The following is a 23379-nucleotide window of genomic DNA, read 5'->3' as shown; positions in this document are numbered from 1 at the left end:
TGATCACGCACTGTGCCTTTGGAATTGGCAAGAAAATGCTGCCCGGCGGCCGAAGCTGCGAGATACGACCGGTTCTCTGGCGTTCGGCGTTGCGGCGCGCGGGGTGGGGTTCGTTTGACTGTCCGGACAGGGCGATCAGCGGCTGAACGAATTATTTGCAGGCCACTAACGGGTCTGGACGGTCTGCAAGGTCTAACGTTGATCGTTATGTCGAGCAAGGACATTGTGGTGACGGTGGGTGAGGATGATTGGCTCACGTTGCGCGACGCCGCGGAATGCGCGGGGATGAGTGTTGAGGCCTACGTGTCATGGGGAGTGCGGGTATTGGCATTGCAGGCCCGGCCCGGCGGGGTGAAACAAGGCGGGCGCACGGGCAATCTGCGTGCGAGGAGACGCGCCACGGGGACTGCGGAGGAATCGGAATCGGCTGCGTGGACCGAAACCTTCACGCAGCGCTTATCGCACCGCGTCGATCGCCAGAAGTACTGAGCTGCGCCTGACTGGGCTACGCCTGCTGCGCCCTCGTGTTCGGAAGCGGTGGTCTGGTCAGCACTTGCTCTTGTAGAAGTACTGGTCGTTGGTGGACATGGTGTCGGCGGTGATGGCGATCATGTCGGTTTGGATTTTGCGGGTGACGGGCTTGCCCTGGAGGGCGGCGTCGGCTTGGTCTACGCCCTGTTTGCCTATGTCGGAGGGGTTTTGGGCGATGAGGGCTTGGACTGTGCCGTCTTTCAGGTCTTGGACCTGTTTGGGGCTGGCGTCGAAGCCTACGACCTTGACCTGGCCGAGTTTGCCGGCGTTGCGGAGGCCGGTGGCGGCGCCTTCGGCGGAGCTGAGATTGGTGGCGAAGATGCCGGCCAGGTCGGGGTGGGCGGCGAGGGTGGCGGTGACGATGGAGGCGGCCTGGGCGGCTTCGTTGTTGTTGTACTGGACGCCCAGTGACGACATGCCCGGGTGGTTCTGTTTCAGTTCGTCCTCGAAGCCCTGGGCGCGCTGGTCGGTGGTGGAGGTGCCGGCCTTGGTGTTGATCACCAGCACGGATCCCTTGTCGCCCACCAGTTTCGCGAGGGTGACCGCGGCGAGTTGCCCGCCCTTCACATTGTCGGAGGAGATGGAGGACAGGGCGATGGAGGTGTCGTCGAGCGCGGTGTCCACCTCGATGACCTTGATGCCCGCGTCCCTGGCCTGCTTGATCGGGCTGGCCATGGCCTGGGCGTGGGTGGGCGCGATGAGGATCGCCCCGGGTTTGTTGGCGATGACGCCGGTGACGATCGGCGTCTGCAGCGAGGCGTCGAATTGGGTCGGGGCCTGGGTGTCCAGTGAGTATCCGAGTTTCTTCGCCTCGTCCTGGGCGCCGCACTGCATCGAGATGTAGAAGGGCTCGTTCGCGACGCCGGGGATGAGCACCAGCTTCTTCGCATCGGCCTTGCCCGAATTGCTCACCGAGCCACCGCATCCCGCCAGTAGTCCGGCCACCGCCACCACTACACCAGCCATTACGGCCGCCCGTCCACCGGTTCTCATCATCAGGCCCTCACCTTCGAACTGCGTTGTGTTATTTCCGGTCCCGGGACCGCCTGCGGATCTGGTCGAACCACACGGCCGCCACGAGCACGACGCTCACCGCGATGGGCTGCCAGAACACCGGCACCCCCGCGATGACGAAGCCCTTGCGCAAAACCGACGGGATGAACACCCCGATCACGGTGCCGAGCACCGACCCCACCCCGCCGAACAGACTGGTCCCGCCGATCACCACCCCCGCGATGGCATCGAGATTGTCGGTCCCGTGGCCCGCGATCGTGGTGGTCCCGAAATATGCCAAATTCATGAAACCGGCCAGGCCCGACAGCATTCCGGCCATGAGATACACCAGGATCAGATGCCGCGTGACCCCGATCCCGGCCCGCCGCGCAGCCTCCGCGCTGGAACCGATCGCAAACGTGTACCGCCCGAACCGAGTGGTGTGCAGCAGCCAGGCGCCGACCGCCGTCACCGCGACCGCCACCAGCACCAGATCCGGAATCCCGCCCAGCATGGTGCCGAAACCCAGCGAGTCACGCAGCTTCCCGGGAACCGTGCGGGTGTCGACCCCGCCGGTGATCAACTGCGCCGCCCCCAGCGCCGCACCGAACGACCCGAGCGTCACGATCAATGGCGGAATCTTGGCCTTGGCCACCAGAATTCCGTTCACCAGCCCCCAGAGCGCCCCGCCCGCCAGCGATATCAGCAGCCCGAGCAGAATGATGCCCCAGCCCGCGTGCGTCGCATCCTCGCCCGGACTGAGCCACTCCATGGTCTTGGCCGCGAGCACGCCGGAGAAGATCAGCACCATCCCCACCGACAGATCGATGCCCGCGGTGACGATCACGAATGTCATCCCGATCGACAGCACCAGCAGCACCGACGTCTCGATCAGCAAGGTCTGCAGCGTGAATCGCGTCGGAAAGGCGTCCGGCCGCACAATGCTGAACGCGGCGTACAGCACGACCAGCACGCAGCCGATCCACAACGTGCCGGTCCCGGCCAGCCGCCTCATGACTGATCCTCCGTGGTCAGCGCGCCGGTCATGGCTCCCACCAATTGCTCCAGCGTGGCGTCGGCGGCGGTGAAGCGGGCGACCCGCTGCCCCAGCCGCAGCACCTCGATACGATCGGCGACGGCCAGCACCTCGGGCATATTGTGGCTGATCAGCACCACCCCAATGCCTTGATCGCGCACGCGGCGAATGACATCCAGCACTCGCTCCCGCTGCACCACGCCCAGCGCCGCGGTCGGCTCGTCCATGAAGACGACCCGGCTGGCCCACATCACCGCCCGCGCCACGGCGACCGTCTGCCGCTGCCCGCCCGACAGCGACCCGATCGGCACATCCGCACTGGGCAGCACGACACCGAGCCGTTGAAAGTGCTCGGCCGCTTGCATTCTCATGGCCTCGCGATCGAGCATCCCGAGCCGCCCGGGCAGCCCCTTGCGGAGCAACTCGCGCCCGAGGAAAAGATTGGCGGCGGGATCGAGGTCGGGGGCGACGGCCAGATCCTGGTAGACCGTCTCCACCCCGAGTCGTCGCGCCGCGGTCGGCGACGCCATCCGAACGGGCATGCCGTCCAGCAGAATCCGCCCGCCGTCGGGTTGCTCGGCCCCCGAAAGGCATTTCACCAGTGTGGATTTCCCGGCGCCATTGTCGCCGATCAGTGCCACCACTTCGCCCGCACCGACCTGGAAACCGGCCCCACGCAAGGCCTCCACACCGCCGTACCGCTTCTGAAGCCCTTCGGCTTCCAATACCACGGCTGGCATCGGCGATCACCCCGGCGACATCGACTGAGCGGACGTCCGGTCCGCTCACCGAGCGTACTGATGATCTCGTCGCGTCGGGGCGGATATGGAAAACACCGCTATCGTGGGATCGGTGACCCGCCTTGGATTCCGCGCGTTGAAGGTGCTTCCCGCTGTGGCGCTGTGCACGCTGGCCTTCGGCTGTGTACAGACTCCGCACACCGCGCACTCCTCCGAGAAAGCGCGCCCTGTGCCGACCGGTTCACTCGACACGCTGGGCACCACCTCGCAGGCGGCCACGACCATCCCCGCGCCGGTGACAACCACGCCGACGCAATCCGCTCCCGCCCAGCCCGCTCTCACCGAGGACGACGCCCGTTACACGGTCCGCCGCTACCTGTCCCGCTGGATCGGGCAGCCGCTCCAGCCCGATGACACCGAGGGCAGGTACCCCCTCGTCTGCGCGGGCTCGACCCTGGCCAACAATCCCGGAAGGCTCACCGGTACAACAGCCTTCGACGCCGACCGGATGACAGCCCGCACCGGCGACACCGGCGCGGCCGTGACCGTCCCGGTGACGAATTCCTCCGCCGTCACCACCGTGCTCACCTTCACCCTGCGCGCCGCGACCCAGGGCTACTGCATCGTGGACATCGCGAGCTGACCCATCGGCCGCCCCGAACGCTTCAGGAACTCCCGCGCCAAATCCCGATACTGTTCCGCACCACGGGATTTCGGTGCCCATGTGGTGAGCGGTTCACCTGCGATGGTGGAGTCCGGGAACCGCACCGTCCGCGAGATCACCGTGTCGTACAGCTCCGCCTTGAACGTCTCCGCCACCCGGTCCCGCACCTGCCGGCAGTGCAGCAGCCGCGGATCGAACATGGTGACCACGATGCCCGACAGCTCGAGCCGCGGATTGAGCCGTTCGCGCACCTTCTCCATGGTGTCGTTGAGCAGCGCCAGCCCGCGCAGCGAGAAGAACTCGCACTCCATGGGAATGATGACCCCGTCCGCGCAGGCGAGCGCGTTCACGGTCAGCAGGCTCAGCGACGGCTGGCAGTCGATGAGGATGTAGTCGTAGCGATCCCGGATCGGATCGAGCACCCGGCGCATCGAATGCTCTCGGCCCACCTCGTTGACGAGCTGGATCTCCGCCGCCGACAGATCGATATTGCTGGGCAGTAGATGCAGGTTCGTGACGCCGGTCTTGATCAGCACGTCGTCGATCGGCGGCGCCGACCGGCTCAGCAGGTCGTAGACGGTGAGTTCGAGATCATGGTGTGCGACGCCCAGGGCCGCCGACAGCGCCCCCTGCGGATCGAGGTCCACCAGCAGCACGCGCAGCCCGCACTCGGCAAGCGCGGCACCCAGATTGACCGTCGAGGTGGTCTTACCGACGCCGCCCTTCTGATTGCACAGCGCAATCACCTGGGCTTCGCCTCCGGTCGCCCCGGCCTCCTCAACAGCAATGTTTGCCGACATTTCGCCAGCCTAACCCGTCACGTGGCGGATCGGTCGGACCCGCTCCGGAGTCCTTTCGCACATCGGCAAATGCGACGATCTACCAGTGATTTTCACAATCCGGGCAATGAACCAGCATGTCGGACAACGGTGGAGCCCGACACATGCTGGTCATTAGCCCAACGCTGGTGTGGCGGGTCGCCGGGCACTGGACCACGCCGCCCGCCACACCGAACCCGGATAAACCGGGCATATCACCGTCAGTGATCCGGCAGCACCAGGATCTTCACGTGCTCTTCAGGATTCCGCAGCGCCGTGAAGGCATCCGCCACCCCGTCCAGCCCGACCCGCCCGGTGATCAGCGCCTCCGCGTCGATCGCCCCGGACGCCAGTCGCTCCAGTGTGATGTCGTAGGCGTTCTCGTAGGGACCGTGCCCGAAATTGACCGCGATCCGCCGGAACTGCCCGACCACCGGAATGATCGGCTCGTCCGCGAACGGCGCGGCCAGCACCTGGATTCGCGAGTTGAACGGCATGGTCCGCATGAGCGTGCCGATAATTCCTGCGCGCCCGCTGCATTCATAGGCGATGAGAATGCCCGTGCCCGACTGGCCCACCACGCTGTCGCCCTGCGCGACCGCCGTCATCCACGCCTCGATCGGATCCTGCTCGTTCGGATCCACCACGATGTCCGCACCGACGGCCCGCGCGAGCTCCCGCCGCTTGGGCGAAGGCTCCGAAGCCACCACCAGCCGCGCCCCGTGCGCCTTGGCCGCGATGATCGCGCCCAGCCCGATGGTCCCGCAGCCGATGACCAGCGCCGAATCCTCGGCGGTGAGACCGGATTGCTGCACGTGCATCTCGCCGACGTGCAGCGGCTCGGCCAGCGTCGCATGCTCGAGCGACAGCCCCTCGGGCACGTGCCGCACCCAGAACGCGTCCACCACGATGCTCTCGCCGAACGCCCCGTGATAGTCGTTCGAGTACCCGATGATCGTCGGAATGCCGGTCGCCGCCTCGGTCGCGAGCCCGATCCCCGCGACGCGGTCGCCGACCGCGAAATCCGTGACCCCGGCACCGATTTCGGTGACGGTCCCGGCATACTCGTGCCCGAGCACGACCGGTCGCTCGGTGTCGAAGGTGGCCAGCGGATACCCGCTGTCCGCTGCCACCTGCACGAACCGGCACGGATCCTTCGACATGGACAGATCGCTGCCGCAGATACCGCACGCGGCCACCGCGATCCGCAACTGCCCCGGACCCGGTGCGGGCGGCTCGGCCACCTCGGCGGGGGAGAACTGCCCGTTCAGAAACTGTGTGGCGCGCATGGGATCACGCTCCCGTCGCGGCGGTCTCGCCGTAGTAGTCGGTGTGTGCCTTGGTGATCGCGGTGACCAGCTGCCCGATCAGCAGCTCCCGGTTGTCCTGCGCGTACTGCAGGCTTTCCTCGCGGCGGCGGTTGCGATTCTTGAAGTGCGGGATCACCTCCGAGGCGAACAGCTCGTAGCTGCGCTTGGTGTCCTCCCAGCTCGCCATGTCCACGTGCAGGACCAGCATGGTGCCGAACCCGCCGGTCTTCTCGATGAGCTTCTCGATGCGCGCGATCGCCTCGTCCGGCGTGCCGATGATGGCCTGCCCGAATTCGCCGAGGTTGTCATTGCGCCACTGATCGATGATGCCCCTGGGCGTGTCCGCCCACGCCGGCTGCTCGCCGGTCTGCCGGTTCACGTACGCGGCCATCGAGCCGATGCGGCGGCTCACCGCGCGCTCGGCGTCGGCGCGGGTCTCGGCCAGGAAGATCGGATTGACCAGCCGCCACCGCGACCGGTCCGCGGTGTGCCCGTGCTCGGCGCACACCTTCTCGTAGACGCCCCAATTGCGGTCCAGCACTTCGAAACCCATGGGGGAGCTGGCCGCCAGTGACAGCAGCGACAGCCCGTGCGTACCGGCCAGCACCGAGCCGTTGGGGGAGATGGTGGAGGCGGTGGCGACCTCGATGCCGGCCGGATCGTAGGTCGGCAGCTGGGCGCGGGCGTCGCGCAGGGTGAACCAGTCGGTGGTCATGTTCACCACCTCGCCGCGCAGCAGTGCGAGGATGGCGTCGAGCGCCTCGCCCTGGCGGCGGCGCTGATCCGACGGATTGATGCCCATCATGTGCGCGTCGAGCGGGATCTTGCCGGGGCCGGTGCCGAAGATCAGGCGGCCGCGAGTCTGCAGGTCCAGCTGGGTGATGCGGTCGACGGTGACCAGCGGATGGTGATACGGCAGCGACACCACGCCGGTGCCGAAGCGCAGCCGCTCGGTGCGTTCGGCGGCCGCGGCGATGAAAACGTCGGGCGCGGGCACGATCTCGGCTCCGGTCGAGTGGTGCTCGCCCATCCACGCCTCGTCGAAGCCGAGGTGGTCGAGGTGTTCCATGAGATCGATGTCGCGACGCAGCTGTAGGGCCGGGTCGGCGTCGAGGGGGTGGTACGGAGCCAGGAAGGCCCCGAATTTCATCGATTCAGCGGTCCACACGGATGGATCTCCTTCACCCAGTGCCCCGGGCTTCGTCGCCGGGTGCGGTTCCCCGAGTAAACCTGGATCAACTGATCCATAAGTTCGGCTGTCCCGGTGAGTGGGCATGATTTGAAAACGCAGGTAGCGAAGCTGATTCAACGTCGATAATGAGCGCTGTGCTGTGCCGAAATCGGATTGTCGAACCATTCTCGGGCCTCGCGATGCCGGCCCCGCGCCTCCGATGTGCCAAGCTCATGCCGTGACCGTCCCCATGCAGAACCGCCAGGGCAATGCGACCCGCACCCGGCTGGTGAAAACCGCCGAGCGTCTGTTCGCCGCCCACGGCGTGGACGCGGTCTCGGTGCGCGCGGTGAACGCCGCGGCCGGCCTCGGCCCCTCCTCGGTCAACTACCACTTCGGCACCAAGGACGACCTGATCGCCGCCGTGCTGCTCGATCTCGGCGCGACCGTCCGCGACCGCATTCGCGCCAATGCCGACGTGCTTGCCGGCCGCGCCGAACCGCCCACCGCCGAGACCCTGGTCCGCGCGGTCACCGAGCCCTATCGAGACCTGCTGCTACAGCACCGGACCCGCGGCATGCGCTGGATCAAGATCGTCACCCAGCTCTCCCTGCTCTCCCATCCCGCCCTCACCGCCGCCGAGCAGGACCTCCCCGATCAGCTGCACGTTCAGCTCCGCCGGGCCTTCCCGCACTCGGATCCCAATCGCCTGGAAGCCCGCTGGGCGATCTCGCTCATGGGTTTCCTGCAAGCCCTGAGCCGCGCGGACGAATGGCATCCCGGCGCCACTCCACCTCCTGCCGAGGAACTGGCCGCTCTCTACGAAGACCAGGTCGTCTTTCTCATCGGCGGCCTCGACCGTTTGCTGGGCGGAACCGGCCGCTGAATCGCCGGTGGCGCACAAGTGGACGAAACATGACATACTTCGCCCACTCCCAGCTCGAAGGCGGTTGCCGATGCCCGAAGATCCCGAACTCGCTCAGGCTCGTGTCCTGGCCCGAGAGCTCCAGAGCCACGCCGACATGCTGACCCGCGAGCTGCAATACGTCTCGCGCCCCGAAGCTCAGACCCGAGCCCAGGCCGACCTGACCGCGGTCCAGCGCCAGCTCGACGGCCTGCGCCGCCGCTTCCCGGAAGTCGCCGACGCCCCGGACACTCTCGCCAGCTGAGCGCGGATTCGGCTGTCCCGCAATCCGATCGGGGGCGTCAGGCCCGGGAGCCGGGGCCCACTCGCTGCAGTAGTGCCTGCAGCGTCTTGCGCTCCGCGGCCGACAGTTCCGCGAAGGATTCCGCCAGGACACTGTCGGCGATCGCGTTTCCGGCCGCGAGCGTGCGTCGCCCCTCGGCGGTCAAACGGTGCTCGATGAGGCGGCCGCGGCCGGGCGTGCGTTCGATGAGCCCGCGCGTGGCGAGCCGGTTGGCCAGCGTGCCGAAGGCCTGCTCGCTCTGAAATGTCTCCTCCGCCAAGGCTCGCGCCGACGATCCCGGTTCGCGGTCGATGGCACGCAGCGCATCCCATTGCGCCAGCGTGGTGCCCACGGTGGTGAGCCTGCTGTCGAGTGCGCGGTGGTGGCGATACTGCGCCTGCTTGATGGCTCGTCCCAGGGCCTGCAAATCACCTGCCATGGACACAGGCTATCAGGCTGACTAAGCTTGTTTATATCAACATGTTTAGTCAAGGAGCGACCATGAGTGAATCGGGTACCGGCGCGGACATTCTCGTATTGCACGGTGGCGCGGGGCCGGGCAGCGTGGCCACCATCGCCGCGCATCTGGCGAAGACCGCCCATGTCCTGACTCCGACCCATCCGGGCTGGGACGGGACCTCGCGCCCCGCCGAGGTGAACACCATCGGCGACGTCGCCGAGTTGTACCTGCGGCTGCTGCATGAACGGGACCTTCGCGAGGTGGTCGTCGTCGGATCCTCGATCGGCGGCTGGATCGCCGCCGAGATGGCGGTCCGGGATACCGCGAATCGCCTTGCGGGCCTGGTGCTCATCGACGCCGTCGGCATCCGCGTCGATGGTGCGCCGATCCGCGACATCTTCGCGCTGACCCCCGAACAGGTCGCGCGGTACTCATGGCACGACCCGGCCCGAGCCCTGTCGAATGCTCCCGAGCCGACCCCTGAACAATCGGCCGTACGTGCGGCGAACATGGCCGCACTGCGCCACTACGCCGGCGACCCCTACATGCACGATCCCGAGCTGGCCGCCCGGTTGCCCGAGGTGTCCTTGCCGACCCTGCTCCTCTGGGGTGAAAGCGACGGCATCGCCACCTCCGCCTACGCGGCCGCCTACGCCGATGCATTCCCCGACGCTCGCCTCGAAATCATCACCGCCGCAGGCCATCTCCCGCACCTGGAACAGCCGCGGGCAACGTTCGCCCACCTCGACGCCTACCTACGCCAGCTCCGGGCAAGCGCCTGACGCCCCGCAGTCGGGGCGTGCTCGTGTCGGCGAATCTCGTTGCCGGCGGGGCGATTCGGGGTGATCGCACGACGGGCCGGCATGGACGGCGACTGCGCGGCCCGGACTAGGCGCTCGGGCGGACCGGCTGGTCGGCTGATTCGCCGGACCAGCTGATCCGGTGGTCGAACATCCAGTTCAGCGAGCCGACGCCCTGCTTGGCGGCCTTCTTCAGGAAGAACGGCGTCAATTGGCGGACGAGGAAGCGGGCCAGGCCGCTCTGGGCCTTGTCGCCGCTGGTTTCGGCGCCGTGCGCGACCACCCGCTCGACCCGCTCACGGCGGCGGTGCTCGAATTCGGCCAGGGCGGTGGCGGTCTCGGGCAGATCGCGCAGGCAGATGGCCAGGGTCACCGCGTCCTCGACGGCCATGGAGACGCCCTGGCCCGAGGATGAGGCCACCGCGTGGGCGGCATCGCCGATGATGACCATGCGGTCGTTGTGCCAGGTGGGGACCGACGGCATGTCGTACTGGTTGAAGCCGGTGACGAAGGTGGCGTCGGGGGTCGCGGCGACGATGGCGGCCGCGGGGCCCCGGTCGGCCGCCAGCATCCGCGCCAGCTGGTCGCGCCACTGCGCGGGCGCCGTGGATGCCACTGTCTGCTTCGAAAGTTCCTGTGCGCCGGGCATGTTCGCGAACCACCAGATCTCGCCGCCGGGTGCGACCAGATAACCGAAGAAGGCCTTCTTGCCGAAGATCATGCTGTAAACGCCCGGCCGCAAACCGAGTTCGTGAACCAGGGCCGGGTCGGTGACGAATCCGCCCAGGCCGTAGATGCCCAGGTAGTGGGCCTTCGGCGCATTCGGGTCGATGATCTCCCGGGTGCGGGAGTGGATGCCGTCCGCGCCGACGAGCAGGTCGGCCTCGGCCCGGCTGCCGTCGGCGAAGGTGGCGACGACGCCGCCCGTGGCCTTCGGTTCCGCGTCGACGAGTCGCTTGCCGAACTCGTACCGGATACCGCGCCGTGCGGCTTCGGCATTGAGTGCCCGGTACAGGTCGCGCCGCTTCACGCTGTGGGTCACCGTGCCGTCGGGCAGCGTGCCGCCGATGGGCATATCGGTGATGTGCTTGCCTGCGCTGGTGTAGAAGCTCAGCGTGTCGGTGGCGTGGCCGGTGTCCATGACGATGTGGTGGGCGTCGATCTCGGCCAGCGCGGACAGGCCGTTCACCGCGACCGTCAGATATGCGCCGATCTGCCCGGCGGCCGTGTCCGCGTAGGCCTCGTAGACGACCGCTTCCCAACCGGCCTGCTGCAGTGCCATCGCGGTGACCGGACCGGCGATGCCGCCGCCGATGACCAGTGCCTTCTTCATGTCGTGTCTCCCTCTGAACTCTCTTGAGCGTGATGTATCTTGGTTATCAAGATATAGATAGTTTGACGATCAAGAGGTTTGAATGTCAAGAGAAAATCTGGACGAGTTGCGTGCCCGGGTCGGGCGGGAGTCCCAGGCGTTGCAGGCGGCCGTCGACGATGTCGACCAGGCCGCCGCGACCGTGCTCGGCGTCAATCGCACCGACCTGCGCTGTCTCGAGGTGCTGGTCCGGGGTGAGTCGACGCCGGGCGCACTGGCGGCCGAATTGGGTCTGACCAGTGGCAGTGTCACGACGATGCTGGATCGGCTCGCCAAACTCGGTCATGTCACCCGGGAGCCGGAACCGGGCGACCGGCGCAAGGTGCTGGTCCGCATCACCCCGGCGACCATGGCCCGGGCCTGGGAGATATACGGGCCCATCGCCGAGGAGGGCGCGGCCGAGATGGCGGGCTCGTCGGCTACGGAGCTGCGCACCATCCTCGACTTCCTCACTCGCAGCCGCGAACTCCAGCAACGCCACCGCGAGCGAATCTCGGCCCTGCCCAAGGCGGTTCGGGGTTCGTAGTCGAGGGCAGTGATCGGCACTGACAGTTCGTGCCGGAATTGTCCGAATAACTGGACGCTCTGGTTAGTTAGCTGTATCGTCACTGTACGATTCGCGAGAGGCTTGCTGGCGCATGCTCTTCCGGTTCACAGGCTCGGCCGTGCCGAATGCCAATCCATTGCTTTATTGGTCGATCGTTCTTTCGCGCGCGGTCGGGAGCGAGATGAGAACGACTGAAGTGTGAGGGACGTCGTTGTTCGCAGTGTCCGTCAGGGCTGTGGTCCTGGCTCTGAGCATCCTGACCGTGGGGGCGGTAGGCGCCGCCCCCGTGTCGGCTCAACCCCTGTATCCCACGCAGGATCCCGATCCGTTCTACGGTCCGCCGGCCGATCTGGGTGCGCTCGCGCCCGGTGACGTGGTCCGGACGCGCAAGATCGATACCGGGCTGTACGTGGGCACCGAGGGCTGGCAGGTGGCCTTCCGTAGCACCAACTCCCAGGGCCAGCCGATCCTCGGCATGACCACGGTGCTGCTCCCGGTGGGGGTCTCGAACCCGCCGCTGGTGTCGTATCAGGCGCTCATCAACTCCCTGGGCGCGCAATGCAATCCGTCGCGCTCGCTGTTCAACGGAGAGTTGCAGGACGGCGTGGGCGCCATGCTGCCGATCGGGCGCGGCTGGGCCATCTCGCTGCCCGACTATCTGGGGCCGAATGTCGCCTACGGCGCGGCCAAGCTCAGCGGCATGGTGACCCTGGACAGCGTGAAGGCGGTCCGCAAGGCCACCGAACTGGGACTCGGGAAGTCGCCCGTCGCCCTGGCCGGGTATTCCGGCGGCGGCATGGCGACCGCCTGGGCCGCTGCCCTGCATCGCGAGTACGCGCCGGACCTGAAGCTCGATGCCGTTGTGGCCGGGGGCATTCCGGCCGATCTCGAGCAGATGGCGCTCTCGCTCGGCTTCGAGCCGCACCCGGGCTTCGGCCTGGCCTTCGCGGCGGCCATGGGCCTGGAGCGCGAATACCCGAACCGCCTGCCGATCTCGGATCAGCTCAATGAAAATGGGCTCTGGTTCCGCGAATTCACCCACGACGCCTGCCGTCGCTTCCTGCTGTTCCACGGCGCCTTCCGCAACGCCGACCAGATGGCAGCGTCCAAGAGCCTGATGGACAGCCCGGAGGCGCATGCGGTGCTGCGGGAGAACAGCCTGCGCTACTTCCCGGGCACGCCGGCGGTCCCGACCTACTTCTGGCAGGGGCGGTTCGACACGCTCACCTTCTTCGATCCGGTCGCCGAGGTCGCCGACCGGTACTGCAAGGCCGGTGTGCCGCTGGTGTTCCGGCCCTTCGATATCGCCGAGCACATGACCACGGCCGTCGCCGGATTCGCCGACGCGTGGAACTATGTGGAATCACGTTTCCGCGGGGATCCGGTCCCGGTGAGCTGCGGATAGATTGACCACCTGCTCGGATAGCGGGCGCTGGTTCGTGGCGGCGCGGCGTGCGTTCTCGGCGGTGAGCAGTTCGACCAGGCCGGGGAAACGCTGCGTCAGATCGGCTCGGCGCAGCTGGGCCATATTGCTGTTGCCGCGGTCGACCTGACGGATCAGCCCGGCCTGGCGCAGCGCTCGGAAATGGTGTGTCCGAGTGGCTTTCGATACCGGGAGCCCGAACGAACTGCAATGCCGTTCCGCGCCGTCGGCATCGGCGAGGAGGGCCAGGACGACCTCCAGGCGATGCCGGTCGGCGAGGGCCGCCAGCACCGCGCCGAGCTCCATGTCCTCGAGCTCCGGCTCATCGTCGGCCATCCGCCCACCTCCTTTAGGTACGACTTGCATCGTACCTCACGTCCGGTTAGCGTCCGGAGGTATGGCAGATCTCGTACCTAATAATCGGACCCCCTTCGCGCTGATGGGCCTGGCCCACCCCAAACCCGAACGCGCGGACGAACTCCGAGAGCTGCTCCTCTCGTTCGTCGCACCGACCCGTGCGGAAGCCGGCGCGCTCGAATACCACTTCCACGAAGACGCCGCCGCCCCCTCGACCTTCGTGTTCTACGAGGTCTGGCGCTCGAAGGCCGACCTCGACCGCCACCTCGAACTCCCACACATGCGCGACTTCTGGCAGCACCGCATGGACTACCTCGAACGCGACCTCGAAATCCGCTACCTCTCGATGCAAAGCCCCTACCCCCACCCGATCCCAGCCTGACCCGCGCGATCTGCCGGTCAATCGGCCAATTCGGCCAGCCGAGAAGCGATTCCGGCGCGGCTGGTCAAACCGAGTTTGCGCAGGATGCGGCCGAGGTGATCCTCGATGGTGCGGGGGCTCAGGTAGAGCTGGGCCGCGATCTCCTTGTTGGCGAGGCCCTTGGCGGCCAACTCGGCGACCTCGCGTTCCCGCTCGCTCAGCTTTGTCGCTCCGGAGACCGTTCGATGTCCTGCGAGCCGACGTTGGACGGCCGTCGCGGCGCGTTGCAGTTCCGTGGCTCCGGCTGCCGCGAATTCGGCGCGGGCGGCGGCAATTCGGGCGGTGGCGGTGGTGAAATCGCCGCGCTGCCCGGCAATCTGCGCCGCCACCAACAGGGCCTGCGCGCGGAACACCGGCATGTCGGCCCGTGCGTACGCTTCGGAGGAGTCTTCGGCGGCACGTTCGGCGGAGGTGAGATCCCCACGGGCGCAGAGGTATCCGGCCCGCGCCCGGGCTGCCGCAGCCAGTGCGCCGGGTAAGCCCAGGCGCTCGGCCACATCCTCAGCCTGGGCCAGCAGGGTTTCGGCCGCGTCGAGGTCACCTCGATCGACGGCGCTCAGGCACGCGACAGAGAGCTCGGCCGCTCGCATCGGGTGCAAGCGGCCGCCGTCTGCTGTGCCGTCTTGTAGTGGCACCGCCAGTCCAGGCCGTGCTCGGTCGCCCGGAGTTGATTCTCCGGACGGTGACTCGGTCGCAGACCAACGCGGTGCTCGACCGCTCTCGGACGCGTATCCCGATAGTGCCTCGGTCGCCTGCATCCGGTGTGCGCGGTCGCCTCGGGGCGGGTCTCCCGGTTGTGGTCCCGGCGAACCGGGGGGCAGGTTCGAATCTTCGGCTGCTGTAGCTGTGCCTGCGCGGGGGCTCGGTTGTTGGGTGGGCACATCATCCAGGTTGAGGCGGGCGGCCAGCTCCAGGAGGGCTGCTTCGACTGCGCCGCGCCACCAGCGGACGGCGGGGCGGGGGAGGGCGTTGAGGTCTCGCCAGCATTGGATGACGTCTGCGCGCGGCGAAGTTGCTTCCAGGACACGGAGTTTGAGGGCTCCGGCCAGTGGGGCGATACCTGGGTAGGCGTAGAGTTCGGCGGTTTCGACGGCGTCATCGGCGGCGGCGAGGGCGTCCGCGTAGCGTCCCAGTTTGGCCAGCGAGTAGGCCTGTACCGTCAGGAGTTCGGGGAGGATGAAGCTGCGGCCGCGGCGGCGGCTGACGCGGATGGCGCGCTCGATGTGGGTGAGGCCGGTGCGCTGGTCGTCGAGGAAGTACGCCATCCAGCCGAGGGCGGAGACGGCGTGGATGCCGTCGAGTAGCTGAGTGTCGGTGAGCTGCGCGAATTCCCGCTCCGCGACGCGGTAGTCGGCTTCGGCGGCGCGCAGGTCGAGGCCATTGAGCCGGCCCATGCTCCGCAGTGTCACCCCGGCCGCGCGCATGGCGGGGTCGTGCAGGGCTTCGGAGGTGAACAGCTGCCGGACTCGTTCCGCGCCCTCGGCGTCGCGGTTGTCCTGGATCTCCAGGATGGCCAATTCCAGCCGGGCGGGCCCGTGTTCGTGACTGCCGGGCCGATCGACCAGCCGGGTCAACAGGTTTCGAGCGCTGTCCACGCGCCCGAGGATCCGTTCGCAGCGGGCATAGAGGAGAACCGCTTCGACCTGCTCGGGGGTGGGATCGCCCGCAGTGCCCGGCAGCAGGGGTTCGAGGGTCTCGCGCGCGGATTCCGCGGATCCCGACAGCAGCAGCGCTCGGCCGAGCAGGACGCGGGCCGGAACATCGGCGCGCCCACCCGAATCCGGCAGGGCGTCGAGGGCCGCGGCGATCCAACGGGCACTGGCGGCCGGATCGGTGCCGAGGGCCTGCTCGGCGGCGCAGAGCAATTCGGCCGCCGCGAGCTCGTCGCGACCGAGGGCGTGTTCCAGGTGGCGGGCCCGGGCGAGGACGGGTGCGTCCTTGGCGCGGAGCACCTGTGCCGCGCGAGTGTGCGCGGCCGCCCGCCACCCGTGCCCGGCCAGCCGGTACGCCGCCGCGCGAACCAGCGGATGGCGGAAGCTCACCAGGCCGGTGGTGACGCTGACCCAGCCGCGCCGCGTGAGATCGTCGATCGCCTCGCGCAGCTCTGCCGGTGCGACTTCGGCCGTGCCGCAGAGCAGTTCCACGTCATCGGTGCCGCCGCACACCCCGATCGCCTGCGCGACCAGCCGCTCCCGGGCGGGCAGGTGTGCCAGTTCGGCCCGGATGGTCCGGTCCAGTGCGGTCTGATCCGCCGGTGCCGCGGCCGGATCCTCGGCTCGAATCGTGGCGTCGAAATCGGCCGGGGTGAGTTCGGCGAGCAGTCGCAGATACAGCGGATTGCCGTGCGCCGCCGCCACCACCTGCGTGCACCGGCCCGCCGGCAGCTCCGGCAGCAGCGCTCTCGCGTCGGCATCGGACAGCGGCGGCACCGCGAGGTGCTCGCTCGCGACACCCGGTGCGCGCAGCGCGGATCCGAGCGATTCCGGAAATTGCCCTTCGCGATAGGCCAGCACAATGCGAGCCGATTCCGGCCGCTGCCGAATCAGCAGGGCCAGCATCCGCATCGAGGCGGCATCGGCCCAATGCGCATCGTCGATGATGAGCAGCGTCGGCGTGGCTTCGAGCCGCTGCCGAATCCATCGGGCCGAGTCCCGGGTATCGGTCCCGATTTCGTTTTCCGTGCCGCCCAGCCGATCCGCGATATCGCGTACGAGATAGTGCGGTGTGGGCTGATCGTATTCGGTGCCCGCGATGGCGACCGTCCGCCATCGGCCCGGCTCGAGCCCGTTCGCGAATTCCGAAAGCAGCCGCGATTTTCCTATTCCGGCCGGGCCCTCCACCAGGAATACGCCGTCTCCACCGGGAGCGTGGCAGGCCGCGTTCAGGGTGGCGAGTTCGCGGGTGCGGCCGACGAATGGCTGGATCGCGCACTCCTTTCCGAGTGAACGGCCTTCAGGCGAGCCTAACTCGGCACTCTCGCCTCCCGGCCGCCGCCCCGATCCCGTGGTTTCACGGATGCTGTGGCGTGCGGAAACGGGTTGGGTAGTCCGGGTTCGATCGATTGGCGAGTGGGAGAGGTACGTAGCTTCACATGCAGAGGATTTCGTCGAGTGCGCGGCGGCTGGTCCCCGTGATCCTGGCCATTGCGGCCCTGGCCCTGGCGGGGTGTTCCGCCGTCCAGAAGGGCGCCGATGTAGTCAAGGACGCGGGCAAATCCGATACCGGTCGGTCGAAGGTCGGCGACTGTATCGATGTCATCGAAGGCTCGATGATCGATTCCAAAACCGCGCCGGTCGACTGCGGTTCCCCGAAGGCGGTGTACCAGGTCGCCAAGGTCTACAGCAGCAAAACCGATTGCGCTGCCGACTACACCTCGTACGAGGAAACCCTCAATGGCATGTCCATGGCATATCTGTGCCTGGCCCCGAATTTCAAGCAGGGCGCCTGCTATCACGAGAGCATGCTGACCGGATACCAGTACGCCGAATGCGGCACCTCCAACGCCAGCTTTCAGGTCCTGACCCGCATCGACGGCCAATCCGACGAATCCCTGTGCGGCGAGGACGCGGACAGCGTCATCACCCTGGCCGAACCCCGGACCACCTTCTGTCTGAAGAAGGTGTGACCCCCTCAGATTTTCCCGACGCACTGTCGGTAACATCCCGACGGTGCGTCGGTAAAAGTGCCCGGCGCAGGACAAGGGAGTTCGGATGTTCCTGGCGGTGCGCGAACTGTGGTTCGCGCGAGCGAGATTCGGGTTGATGGCCGCGGTCGTCGCCCTGATCGCGGTGCTCATCGTGATGTTGGCGGGCCTGTCGTCGGGCCTGGTCGACGACGGTGTCTCGGGATTGAAGGCCATGCCCGTGGACGCCTTCGCCTTCGCGCCGAAGACGGAAACGGAATCGGCCTTCACCCGCAGCACGGTCGACGACGGACAGGTCGCGGCCTGGCGCGGGCGCGGCGATGTCGCCGATGCGGCGCTGTTCGGAAACACGCTGGTCAATGCGAAGACCGGCGCCGGGGTCGCGATCGATCTCGCGCTGTTCGGGGTCGAGCCGGGGTCGTTTCTGGCCCCGAGCCCGGCAGAGGGGTCCGGGCTCGGGGCGCCGGACGGCATCGTGGTCAGCCCGACCACCCTCGACAAGGGCGTCCGCATCGGCGATGTGGTGATCATCGACCGCATCGGCACCACCCTGCGGGTCGTCGGCGCGGCCGCCGAACAGCGCACCTTCGGGCACGTGAACGTCGCCTATGTGCCGCTGCGACTCTGGCAGGAGATCCACGCCGGACTGCGGCCCGGCGACATCGCCCGGCCGGAGATCTATCACGAGGCCAATGCCGTGGCGCTGCGCGCGCGGCCCGGCGGCATCGATCTGGCGGCGGGGGATCGCGCCGCGGGCACGCACGCCATGACGCTGTCGGCCTCATTCGATGCTTCTCCCGGCTACTCGGCCGAAATGTCGACCATGACCCTGATTCGGGTCTTCCTATACGCCATCTCGGCCCTGGTGGTCGGCGCGTTCTTCATGGTCTGGACGGTGCAGCGCACCCACGAGCTGGCGGTGCTGCGGGCGCTGGGTGTCTCCACCGGATATCTGTTGCGCGACAGCCTGATCCAGGCCGCCATCGTGCTCGTCACCGCGACGGCCGCCGGGGTCGGCGTGGGAGTGGGCGGCAGCCGGTTCGTCGGCGGCATGCCCTTCGCGCTCGAACCCGGCGCGGTCGCGGTCGGTGCGGCACTGCTGATCGTGATGGGCATGCTGGGTGCGGTGCTGACCACGTTGCGCGTCACGCGGGTCGACCCGCTCGAGGCTCTGGGGGCACAGCGATGACCGTCGAATCGATTGTCCGCCAGGGCATCTCGCTCAGCGATGTCTCGCTGACCTTCGGCAGCGGCGACCGGGCCGTGGCGGCCCTGGACCGCATCGACCTGAGCGTGCGGGCGGGCGAGCTGCTGGCCGTCGTGGGACCGTCCGGATCGGGCAAATCCACGCTGCTCGCGGTCGCGGGCGGGCTGGCCCGGCCCGACACCGGGCAGGTGCTGGTGCACGGCACCGAGATGACGACCCTGTCCCGGCGGCAGTTGGCGCGATTCCGCCGCGAGCACATCGGGTTCGTGTTCCAGACCGGGAATCTGATTCCCGCGCTGACCGCCCGCGACCAGGTGCGGCTGCACGATCGCACCGGCGGGCGGAAGCGCGGCACCGCACCAGCTTCGAGCGGCCCAGCGGATCCGGGTGCCCTGCTCACCGCCGTCGGAATGGCCGCGAAGGCGGGGCGGCGGCCGCATCAGCTCTCCGGCGGGGAACGCCAGCGCGTCGGCATCGCCCGCGCGCTCGCGACCGACCCGACGCTGCTGCTGGTGGACGAGCCCACCGCGGCGCTGGATCGCGCCCGCAGCCACGAGGTGATCGAGCTGCTGGCCCGGCAGACCCGCGAGCGGAAGGTGGCCACCATCATGGTCACCCACGATCACGACATCCTCGGCCACTGCGATCGGGTGCTCACCCTGGTGGATGGGAGACTGAGCGGGTAACCCCCTACGAGGAGATCAGGTGCCGAGGATCCAAGCCGCCACGCTCGCCGAACATCGCGAGGCGCAACGCCGCGCCCTGCTCGACGCCGCGCGCGCCATCCTCACCGAGGACCCGGCCCGCCCGCCCACTCTCACCGAGGTGGCGGCGCGCGCCGGGCTCGCCCGCCCGAGCATCTACCAGTACTTCTCCTCCCGCGACCAGTTGCTCGCCGAGCTGCTGGCCGACACCTTCCCGCAGTGGGCGCGGCGGGTGGCGGAACGGATGGCGGCCGCGTCCGGCCCGGCCGATCAGGTTCTCGAATACGTCCGCGCCAACCTGGAATTGGTCGCGAGCGGTGAGCATGCGCTTGCCCGCGTGCTCACCACGATCATCGACGACGATATCGCCGCCTACAGCCGCGAATTGCACGACGAACTCCGCACCCCGCTGATCGGCGCGCTCGAGACGGCCGGTGCGGCCGACCCGGCCGCCACCGCCGGACTCATCGACGGCATCGTGCATGCGGCTTCGCGCATGCTCGAAAGTGGCCAGGACGCCGACCGGACTGTCACGGCCGCAACGGAATTGGTCGCGCCCTACCTTTCGGCGCTGTCGCCGAGCGCGGCCGGGCGGCGCTGAACCGCAAGCGGGAAGCTCGCGAAAGGCCCGGTGAGGCCGTGCGGGCGGGGGCGCGGCCTCACCGGAGTGCGAACGGCTGCAAGGGGAGTCAGCGTCCGCACGATCGGGGGTCAGCGACCCTGGGCGAGGTGGGTCAGCAGGATCAGGCCACCGATCAGCGTCAATCCGGTCAGCATGACCAGGACGCCGTAGGGCAGGCGGGGAATCCGGAAGGTCGAGAGTTGCTGGGGCCTGGTCATTTCGCCTCCACGGGCGTGGTCTCGGTGACATGATGGGCGGTCGCGCCCCAGCCGACGTGAGCCTCGGCGCGCATGCGGTCGATCATGTGCGGGTAGTGGAGTTCGAAGGCGGGGCGCTCGGAGCGGATGCGCGGGAGCTCGTAGAAGTTGTGCCGTGGCGGTGGGCAACTGGTGGCCCACTCCAGCGAATTGCCGTAGCCCCACGGGTCGTCGACGGTCACGATCTCGCCGTAGCGGTAGGACTTGAAGACGTTCCACAGGAACGGCAGCATCGACGCGCCGAGCAGGAAGGCGCCGATGGTGGAGACCTGGTTCAGCAGGGTGAAGCCGTCGGAGGGCAGGTAGTCGGCGTAGCGCCGCGGCATGCCCATGTTGCCGAGCCAGTGCTGGGCCAGGAACGTCAGATGGAAACCGAGGAACGTGGTCCAGAAGTGCCACTTCGCGAGGCGTTCGTCGAGCATGCGGCCGGTGATCTTGGGGAACCAGAAGTAGATGCCCGCGAAAGTGGCGAACACGACCGTGCCGAACAGGGTGTAGTGGAAGTGCGCGACCACGAAATAGGTGTCGGACAAATGGAAATCGAGTGGCGGTGAGGCCAGGATGACGCCGGACAGGCCGCCGAACAGGAAGGTCACCAGGAAGCCCAGCGAGAACAGCATCGGGCTCTCGAAGGTGAGCTGCCCCTTCCACATGGTGCCGATCCAGTTGAAGAACTTCACACCGGTCGGCACCGCGATGAGGAAGGTCATGAACGAGAAGTACGGCAGCAGAACGGCTCCCGTGGCATACATGTGGTGCGCCCACACCGCGATGGACAGCGCCGCGATGCCGAGTGTCGCGTAGACCATGCCGGTGTAGCCGAACAGCGGTTTGCGGCTGAACACCGGGAAGATCTCCGACACGATGCCGAAGAACGGCAGCGCGATCACGTACACCTCGGGGTGCCCGAAGTACCAGAAGAGATGCTGGAACAGCATGGTTCCGCCGCTGGCCGGATCGTAGATGTGCCCGCCGAGGTGCCGGTCGTAGTACAGCGCCAGGGCGGCCGCGGTCAGCAGCGGAAACACCAGCAGCACAAGGAAACTCGCGACGACGACGTTCCAGGTGAAGATGGGCAGCCGGAACATGGTCATGCCCGGGCAGCGCAGGCATACGACGGTGGTGAGCATATTGACCGCGCCCAGAATGGTTCCCAGGCCCGAGACGCCCACCCCCAGGATCCACAGGTCCGCGCCGACACCGGGGGAGTGGATGATGTCCGACAGCGGCACATACGCGGTCCAGCCGAAATCGGCCGCACCGCCCGGGGTGACGAAGCCTGCGGTCGCCATGGTCGCGCCGAACAGATACAACCAGTAGCTGAATGCATTGAGCCGCGGAAACGCGACATCGGGCGCGCCGATCTGCAAGGGCAGCAGGATATTCGCGAATCCGAAGATGATGGCGGTCGCGTAGAACAGCAGCATGATCGTGCCGTGCATGGTGAACAGCTGATTGAACTGTTCCGGCGACAGGAACTGCATGCCCGGCTGCGCCAGCTCCGCACGCATGATCAACGCCATCAGCCCGGCGATCATGAAGAACACCATCGAGGTCACCAGGTACATCTGTCCCAGCACCTTCGGGTCGGTCGTGGTGACCATCTTGTAGAGGAACGACCCCTTCGGTGCGTGCCGCACGGGATGGGGTCGCGTGGTCTCGGGTACCAGCGGGGTTTTCGGGGAAAGGGCGGTCACCCTGCGGACGGTAGTGAGCCGCGGGGTTGCCGGTGAATACCCGCGGGCCGGGCCGATGACCTTCGACGAGCGATCGGGGACCTTGGGCCGTGCCGCCGGTGACCTTCGAACCGAGATCGTCCTCGAACTGGGCTAGGGTGCGGTGGCCGGGATCACATCGCGCCGGCGCAGGTTCTCGGCGACCTCGAGCTCCCAGACCTCGTTGGCCCGCGAGGTGTCGACTTCGAACTCGAAGCGCCGCACCGATTTCGGATCGATGTCGGCGACGTCGACATAGAACTGCTCGTACCAGCGGCGCAGCTGGTAGACCGGGCCGTCCTCGTCGCAGAGCAGTGGGTTCTCGATCTTGGACTTGTGCTTCCAGATCTCCACGTCCTGCAGGAAGCCCTCGCCGATGCCCTCGGTCATCCTGTCCGCCAGGCGGTTCGCGGTGTCCGCCGGTACGCCCGTGGGTCTCTCCAGCGTGATGCCGTACTGCAGGACGAAGGAGTCCTGGGTGACCGGGTAGTGGCAGTTGACCAGGACGCTGCGGACCTCGAAACCGCCGTAGACGTGGAGCAGTGGATTGATCATGTAGGCGGGCCCGAAGTACGAGGCCTCCGATTTCAGCAGTGTGTCTCCGCGGTACTTGGTCGCCATGCCGACGTCCGGGCGGCCCTTGGTCTCGAGGTACTGCGTCGCGACATGGCCCTCGAAGACGTTCTTGAAAAATGTTGGGAACGCGTAGTGGATGTAGAAGAAGTGGGCCATGTCCACGATGTTGTCGATGATCTCGCGGCAGTTGGAGCCCTCGATGAGGATCGAGCGCCAGGTCCACGGGGTCCAGTCGGGGGAAAGCGTTGCCGCGGGGTTGCCTTCGGCGTCGGTGTACGGTCCCCGGATGGTCGGGATGGTGACCTCGTCCGGTGGCGGGTTGCCCTCGTGGTCGTGCCAGACGAAGAGCTGGCCGTTGCGCTCGAGCGTGGTCCACGCGCGGGTGCGGGCCAGCGGGGGTATCCGGCGCGCGTAGGGAATGCCGGTGCAGCGGCCGTCGCCGTCCCAGCGCCAGTCGTGGAACGGGCAGGCGATCCGGCCGTCCTTGACCGTGCCCGTCGACAGGTCGCCGCCGAGGTGGCGGCAGTAGGCGTCCAGCACCCGCAGTCCGCCGGTATCGTCGGCCCAGACGGCCAGCTTGGTGCCGAAGGCATTGACCGAGTGGGGTTTCCCGTCCCGGAACGCGTCCGCCAGGCCCAGGCAGTGCCAGCCGCGGGCATAGCGGGTCGGCATCGTGCCCACGTCGATGTCCCGGATCTTTCTGCCGAACCCGCGTGATGTCGCCATCGCACCCTCCTAGGTCTAGAACCAGTTTCAGATCTGTGTCAGCTTCCGATCGGTGAGGGCATCCAGAAAATGGTCGAAAGACTCTTCTTTTAGGGATTT

General features: G+C 67.5%; 25 protein-coding genes. 12 read left to right on the top strand and 13 right to left on the bottom strand.

Annotated elements, in window-relative coordinates; translation table 11 throughout:
• Positions 1-207 precede the first annotated feature (207 nt).
• A complete protein-coding gene (locus tag ACFXHE_RS35210; RefSeq protein WP_379388981.1) occupies positions 208-489 on the top strand; it encodes a hypothetical protein in 282 nt (93 codons plus the stop codon).
• Positions 490-546: 57 nt separating this feature from the next.
• Here the strand turns inward: ACFXHE_RS35210 and ACFXHE_RS35205 are convergent, their stop codons facing one another.
• From ACFXHE_RS35205 to ACFXHE_RS35195, 3 genes are read right to left on the bottom strand one after another with little or no spacing between them, the layout of a single operon-like run.
• Positions 547-1497 (bottom strand): ABC transporter substrate-binding protein, encoded by a 951-nt coding sequence (locus tag ACFXHE_RS35205; RefSeq protein WP_379388980.1) that lies wholly within the window; start codon positions 1495-1497, stop codon positions 547-549.
• A 58-nt stretch (positions 1498-1555) separates the two neighbouring features.
• Positions 1556-2539 carry an ABC transporter permease gene (locus ACFXHE_RS35200; protein WP_379388979.1) on the bottom strand — a complete coding sequence of 328 codons (984 nt, stop codon included), beginning with the start codon at positions 2537-2539 and terminating at the stop codon, positions 1556-1558.
• Positions 2536-3300 (bottom strand): ATP-binding cassette domain-containing protein, encoded by a 765-nt coding sequence (locus ACFXHE_RS35195; RefSeq protein WP_379388978.1) that lies wholly within the window; start codon positions 3298-3300, stop codon positions 2536-2538. Before ACFXHE_RS35195 ends, ACFXHE_RS35200 begins: the two co-directional genes overlap by 4 nt.
• Positions 3301-3412: 112 nt before the next feature.
• On the opposite strand from ACFXHE_RS35195, the gene ACFXHE_RS35190 reads away from it, so the two are divergent.
• Positions 3413-3943: a hypothetical protein gene (locus ACFXHE_RS35190; protein WP_379388977.1), complete on the top strand. Its 531-nt coding sequence runs from the start codon at positions 3413-3415 to the stop codon at positions 3941-3943.
• On the opposite strand, the gene ACFXHE_RS35185 is transcribed toward ACFXHE_RS35190, so the two are convergent.
• The 3 genes from ACFXHE_RS35185 to ACFXHE_RS35175 all read right to left on the bottom strand — a co-directional run bounded on the left by ACFXHE_RS35185 (position 3916) and on the right by ACFXHE_RS35175 (position 7260).
• The gene (locus ACFXHE_RS35185; RefSeq protein WP_379388976.1) at positions 3916-4764 is read right to left on the bottom strand and encodes a ParA family protein; all 849 of its coding nucleotides are present in this window, start codon (positions 4762-4764) and stop codon (positions 3916-3918) included. The genes ACFXHE_RS35190 and ACFXHE_RS35185 overlap by 28 nt on opposite strands.
• Positions 4765-5003: 239 nt before the next feature.
• Entirely contained in the window at positions 5004-6071 is a 1068-nt protein-coding gene (locus ACFXHE_RS35180; RefSeq protein WP_379388975.1) for an alcohol dehydrogenase catalytic domain-containing protein, read from the bottom strand.
• Positions 6072-6075: 4 nt separating this feature from the next.
• Positions 6076-7260, bottom strand: coding sequence for an LLM class flavin-dependent oxidoreductase (locus ACFXHE_RS35175; protein ID WP_379388974.1), 1185 nt, complete (start codon positions 7258-7260; stop codon positions 6076-6078).
• Positions 7261-7501: 241 nt separating this feature from the next.
• Here ACFXHE_RS35175 and ACFXHE_RS35170 point away from each other — a divergent pair, with 241 nt between their 5' ends.
• Positions 7502-8149, top strand: a complete 648-nt coding sequence (locus ACFXHE_RS35170) for a TetR/AcrR family transcriptional regulator (RefSeq protein WP_379388973.1) — start codon at positions 7502-7504, stop codon at positions 8147-8149.
• A 70-nt stretch (positions 8150-8219) separates the two neighbouring features.
• A complete protein-coding gene (locus ACFXHE_RS35165) occupies positions 8220-8432 on the top strand; it encodes a hypothetical protein (RefSeq protein WP_364624682.1) in 213 nt (70 codons plus the stop codon).
• A 37-nt stretch (positions 8433-8469) separates the two neighbouring features.
• Here the strand turns inward: ACFXHE_RS35165 and ACFXHE_RS35160 are convergent, their stop codons facing one another.
• The gene (locus tag ACFXHE_RS35160; protein WP_379388972.1) at positions 8470-8889 is read right to left on the bottom strand and encodes a MarR family winged helix-turn-helix transcriptional regulator; all 420 of its coding nucleotides are present in this window, start codon (positions 8887-8889) and stop codon (positions 8470-8472) included.
• Positions 8890-8951: 62 nt separating this feature from the next.
• Between ACFXHE_RS35160 and ACFXHE_RS35155 the strand changes: the two genes are divergently transcribed.
• Positions 8952-9692, top strand: coding sequence for an alpha/beta fold hydrolase (locus ACFXHE_RS35155; protein WP_379388971.1), 741 nt, complete (start codon positions 8952-8954; stop codon positions 9690-9692).
• Between the two features lie 106 nt (positions 9693-9798).
• Here the strand turns inward: ACFXHE_RS35155 and ACFXHE_RS35150 are convergent, their stop codons facing one another.
• A complete protein-coding gene (locus ACFXHE_RS35150; RefSeq protein WP_379388970.1) occupies positions 9799-11043 on the bottom strand; it encodes an FAD-dependent oxidoreductase in 1245 nt (414 codons plus the stop codon).
• Between the two features lie 82 nt (positions 11044-11125).
• Here ACFXHE_RS35150 and ACFXHE_RS35145 point away from each other — a divergent pair, with 82 nt between their 5' ends.
• Both ACFXHE_RS35145 and ACFXHE_RS35140 read left to right on the top strand, forming a co-directional pair.
• On the top strand, positions 11126-11608 hold the full coding sequence (locus ACFXHE_RS35145; protein ID WP_379388969.1) for a MarR family winged helix-turn-helix transcriptional regulator: 483 nt from the start codon (positions 11126-11128) through the stop codon (positions 11606-11608).
• Positions 11609-11870: 262 nt separating this feature from the next.
• Complete coding sequence (locus ACFXHE_RS35140) at positions 11871-13034, top strand: lipase family protein (RefSeq protein WP_379389057.1); 1164 nt, start codon at positions 11871-11873, stop codon at positions 13032-13034.
• Here ACFXHE_RS35140 and ACFXHE_RS35135 read toward each other — a convergent pair.
• Positions 12993-13388 (bottom strand): ArsR/SmtB family transcription factor, encoded by a 396-nt coding sequence (locus ACFXHE_RS35135; protein ID WP_379388968.1) that lies wholly within the window; start codon positions 13386-13388, stop codon positions 12993-12995. The genes ACFXHE_RS35140 and ACFXHE_RS35135 overlap by 42 nt on opposite strands.
• A gap of 61 nt (positions 13389-13449) precedes the next feature.
• Between ACFXHE_RS35135 and ACFXHE_RS35130 the strand changes: the two genes are divergently transcribed.
• Positions 13450-13791 carry a putative quinol monooxygenase gene (locus ACFXHE_RS35130; RefSeq protein ID WP_379388967.1) on the top strand — a complete coding sequence of 114 codons (342 nt, stop codon included), beginning with the start codon at positions 13450-13452 and terminating at the stop codon, positions 13789-13791.
• Positions 13792-13808: 17 nt separating this feature from the next.
• Here the strand turns inward: ACFXHE_RS35130 and ACFXHE_RS35125 are convergent, their stop codons facing one another.
• A complete protein-coding gene (locus ACFXHE_RS35125; RefSeq protein ID WP_379389056.1) occupies positions 13809-16754 on the bottom strand; it encodes an AAA family ATPase in 2946 nt (981 codons plus the stop codon).
• Between the two features lie 167 nt (positions 16755-16921).
• Between ACFXHE_RS35125 and ACFXHE_RS35120 the strand changes: the two genes are divergently transcribed.
• The 4 genes from ACFXHE_RS35120 (at position 16922) to ACFXHE_RS35105 (ending at position 19985) form a co-directional block, all read left to right on the top strand.
• A complete protein-coding gene (locus tag ACFXHE_RS35120; protein WP_379388966.1) occupies positions 16922-17455 on the top strand; it encodes a hypothetical protein in 534 nt (177 codons plus the stop codon).
• An 85-nt stretch (positions 17456-17540) separates the two neighbouring features.
• A complete protein-coding gene (locus ACFXHE_RS35115; protein WP_379388965.1) occupies positions 17541-18662 on the top strand; it encodes an ABC transporter permease in 1122 nt (373 codons plus the stop codon).
• The gene (locus tag ACFXHE_RS35110) at positions 18659-19366 is read left to right on the top strand and encodes an ABC transporter ATP-binding protein (protein ID WP_379388964.1); all 708 of its coding nucleotides are present in this window, start codon (positions 18659-18661) and stop codon (positions 19364-19366) included. The genes ACFXHE_RS35115 and ACFXHE_RS35110 overlap by 4 nt, the downstream gene beginning before the upstream one ends.
• A 19-nt stretch (positions 19367-19385) precedes the next feature.
• Entirely contained in the window at positions 19386-19985 is a 600-nt protein-coding gene (locus tag ACFXHE_RS35105) for a TetR/AcrR family transcriptional regulator (protein WP_379388963.1), read from the top strand.
• 110 nt (positions 19986-20095) lie between these two features.
• Here ACFXHE_RS35105 and ACFXHE_RS35100 read toward each other — a convergent pair whose 3' ends face one another.
• The 3 genes from ACFXHE_RS35100 to ACFXHE_RS35090 form a co-directional block, all read right to left on the bottom strand.
• Entirely contained in the window at positions 20096-20224 is a 129-nt protein-coding gene (locus ACFXHE_RS35100; protein WP_354844614.1) for a hypothetical protein, read from the bottom strand.
• The gene (ctaD, locus tag ACFXHE_RS35095) at positions 20221-21960 is read right to left on the bottom strand and encodes a cytochrome c oxidase subunit I (RefSeq protein WP_379388962.1); all 1740 of its coding nucleotides are present in this window, start codon (positions 21958-21960) and stop codon (positions 20221-20223) included. The genes ACFXHE_RS35100 and ctaD overlap by 4 nt, the downstream gene beginning before the upstream one ends.
• A gap of 132 nt (positions 21961-22092) precedes the next feature.
• A complete protein-coding gene (locus ACFXHE_RS35090; protein WP_379388961.1) occupies positions 22093-23280 on the bottom strand; it encodes a Rieske 2Fe-2S domain-containing protein in 1188 nt (395 codons plus the stop codon).
• Positions 23281-23379 lie beyond the last annotated feature (99 nt).

The sequence above is a fragment of the Nocardia sp. NPDC059229 genome (assembly GCF_042754165.1).
GTDB lineage: Bacteria > Actinomycetota > Actinomycetes > Mycobacteriales > Mycobacteriaceae > Nocardia.
Note: the sequence above shows the minus strand (reverse complement) of the source record. Positions and strands in the feature narration are given on the sequence as shown.

Bases quoted from the DNA above. Each gene is read 5' to 3' on its own strand.
- ACFXHE_RS35210 (WP_379388981.1), top strand. From the start codon at position 208: ATGTCGAGCAAGGACATTGTGGTGACGGTGGGTGAGGATGATTGGCTC.
- ACFXHE_RS35205 (WP_379388980.1), bottom strand. From the start codon at position 1,497: ATGGCTGGTGTAGTGGTGGCGGTGGCCGGACTACTGGCGGGATGCGGT.
- ACFXHE_RS35200 (WP_379388979.1), bottom strand. From the start codon at position 2,539: ATGAGGCGGCTGGCCGGGACCGGCACGTTGTGGATCGGCTGCGTGCTG.
- ACFXHE_RS35195 (WP_379388978.1), bottom strand. From the start codon at position 3,300: ATGCCAGCCGTGGTATTGGAAGCCGAAGGGCTTCAGAAGCGGTACGGC.
- ACFXHE_RS35185 (WP_379388976.1), bottom strand. From the start codon at position 4,764: ATGTCGGCAAACATTGCTGTTGAGGAGGCCGGGGCGACCGGAGGCGAA.
- ACFXHE_RS35180 (WP_379388975.1), bottom strand. From the start codon at position 6,071: ATGCGCGCCACACAGTTTCTGAACGGGCAGTTCTCCCCCGCCGAGGTG.
- ACFXHE_RS35165 (WP_364624682.1), top strand. From the start codon at position 8,220: ATGCCCGAAGATCCCGAACTCGCTCAGGCTCGTGTCCTGGCCCGAGAG.
- ACFXHE_RS35160 (WP_379388972.1), bottom strand. From the start codon at position 8,889: ATGGCAGGTGATTTGCAGGCCCTGGGACGAGCCATCAAGCAGGCGCAG.
- ACFXHE_RS35155 (WP_379388971.1), top strand. From the start codon at position 8,952: ATGAGTGAATCGGGTACCGGCGCGGACATTCTCGTATTGCACGGTGGC.
- ACFXHE_RS35150 (WP_379388970.1), bottom strand. From the start codon at position 11,043: ATGAAGAAGGCACTGGTCATCGGCGGCGGCATCGCCGGTCCGGTCACC.
- ACFXHE_RS35145 (WP_379388969.1), top strand. From the start codon at position 11,126: ATGTCAAGAGAAAATCTGGACGAGTTGCGTGCCCGGGTCGGGCGGGAG.
- ACFXHE_RS35135 (WP_379388968.1), bottom strand. From the start codon at position 13,388: ATGGCCGACGATGAGCCGGAGCTCGAGGACATGGAGCTCGGCGCGGTG.
- ACFXHE_RS35130 (WP_379388967.1), top strand. From the start codon at position 13,450: ATGGCAGATCTCGTACCTAATAATCGGACCCCCTTCGCGCTGATGGGC.
- ACFXHE_RS35120 (WP_379388966.1), top strand. From the start codon at position 16,922: ATGCAGAGGATTTCGTCGAGTGCGCGGCGGCTGGTCCCCGTGATCCTG.
- ACFXHE_RS35115 (WP_379388965.1), top strand. From the start codon at position 17,541: ATGTTCCTGGCGGTGCGCGAACTGTGGTTCGCGCGAGCGAGATTCGGG.
- ACFXHE_RS35110 (WP_379388964.1), top strand. From the start codon at position 18,659: ATGACCGTCGAATCGATTGTCCGCCAGGGCATCTCGCTCAGCGATGTC.
- ACFXHE_RS35100 (WP_354844614.1), bottom strand. From the start codon at position 20,224: ATGACCAGGCCCCAGCAACTCTCGACCTTCCGGATTCCCCGCCTGCCC.
- ACFXHE_RS35090 (WP_379388961.1), bottom strand. From the start codon at position 23,280: ATGGCGACATCACGCGGGTTCGGCAGAAAGATCCGGGACATCGACGTG.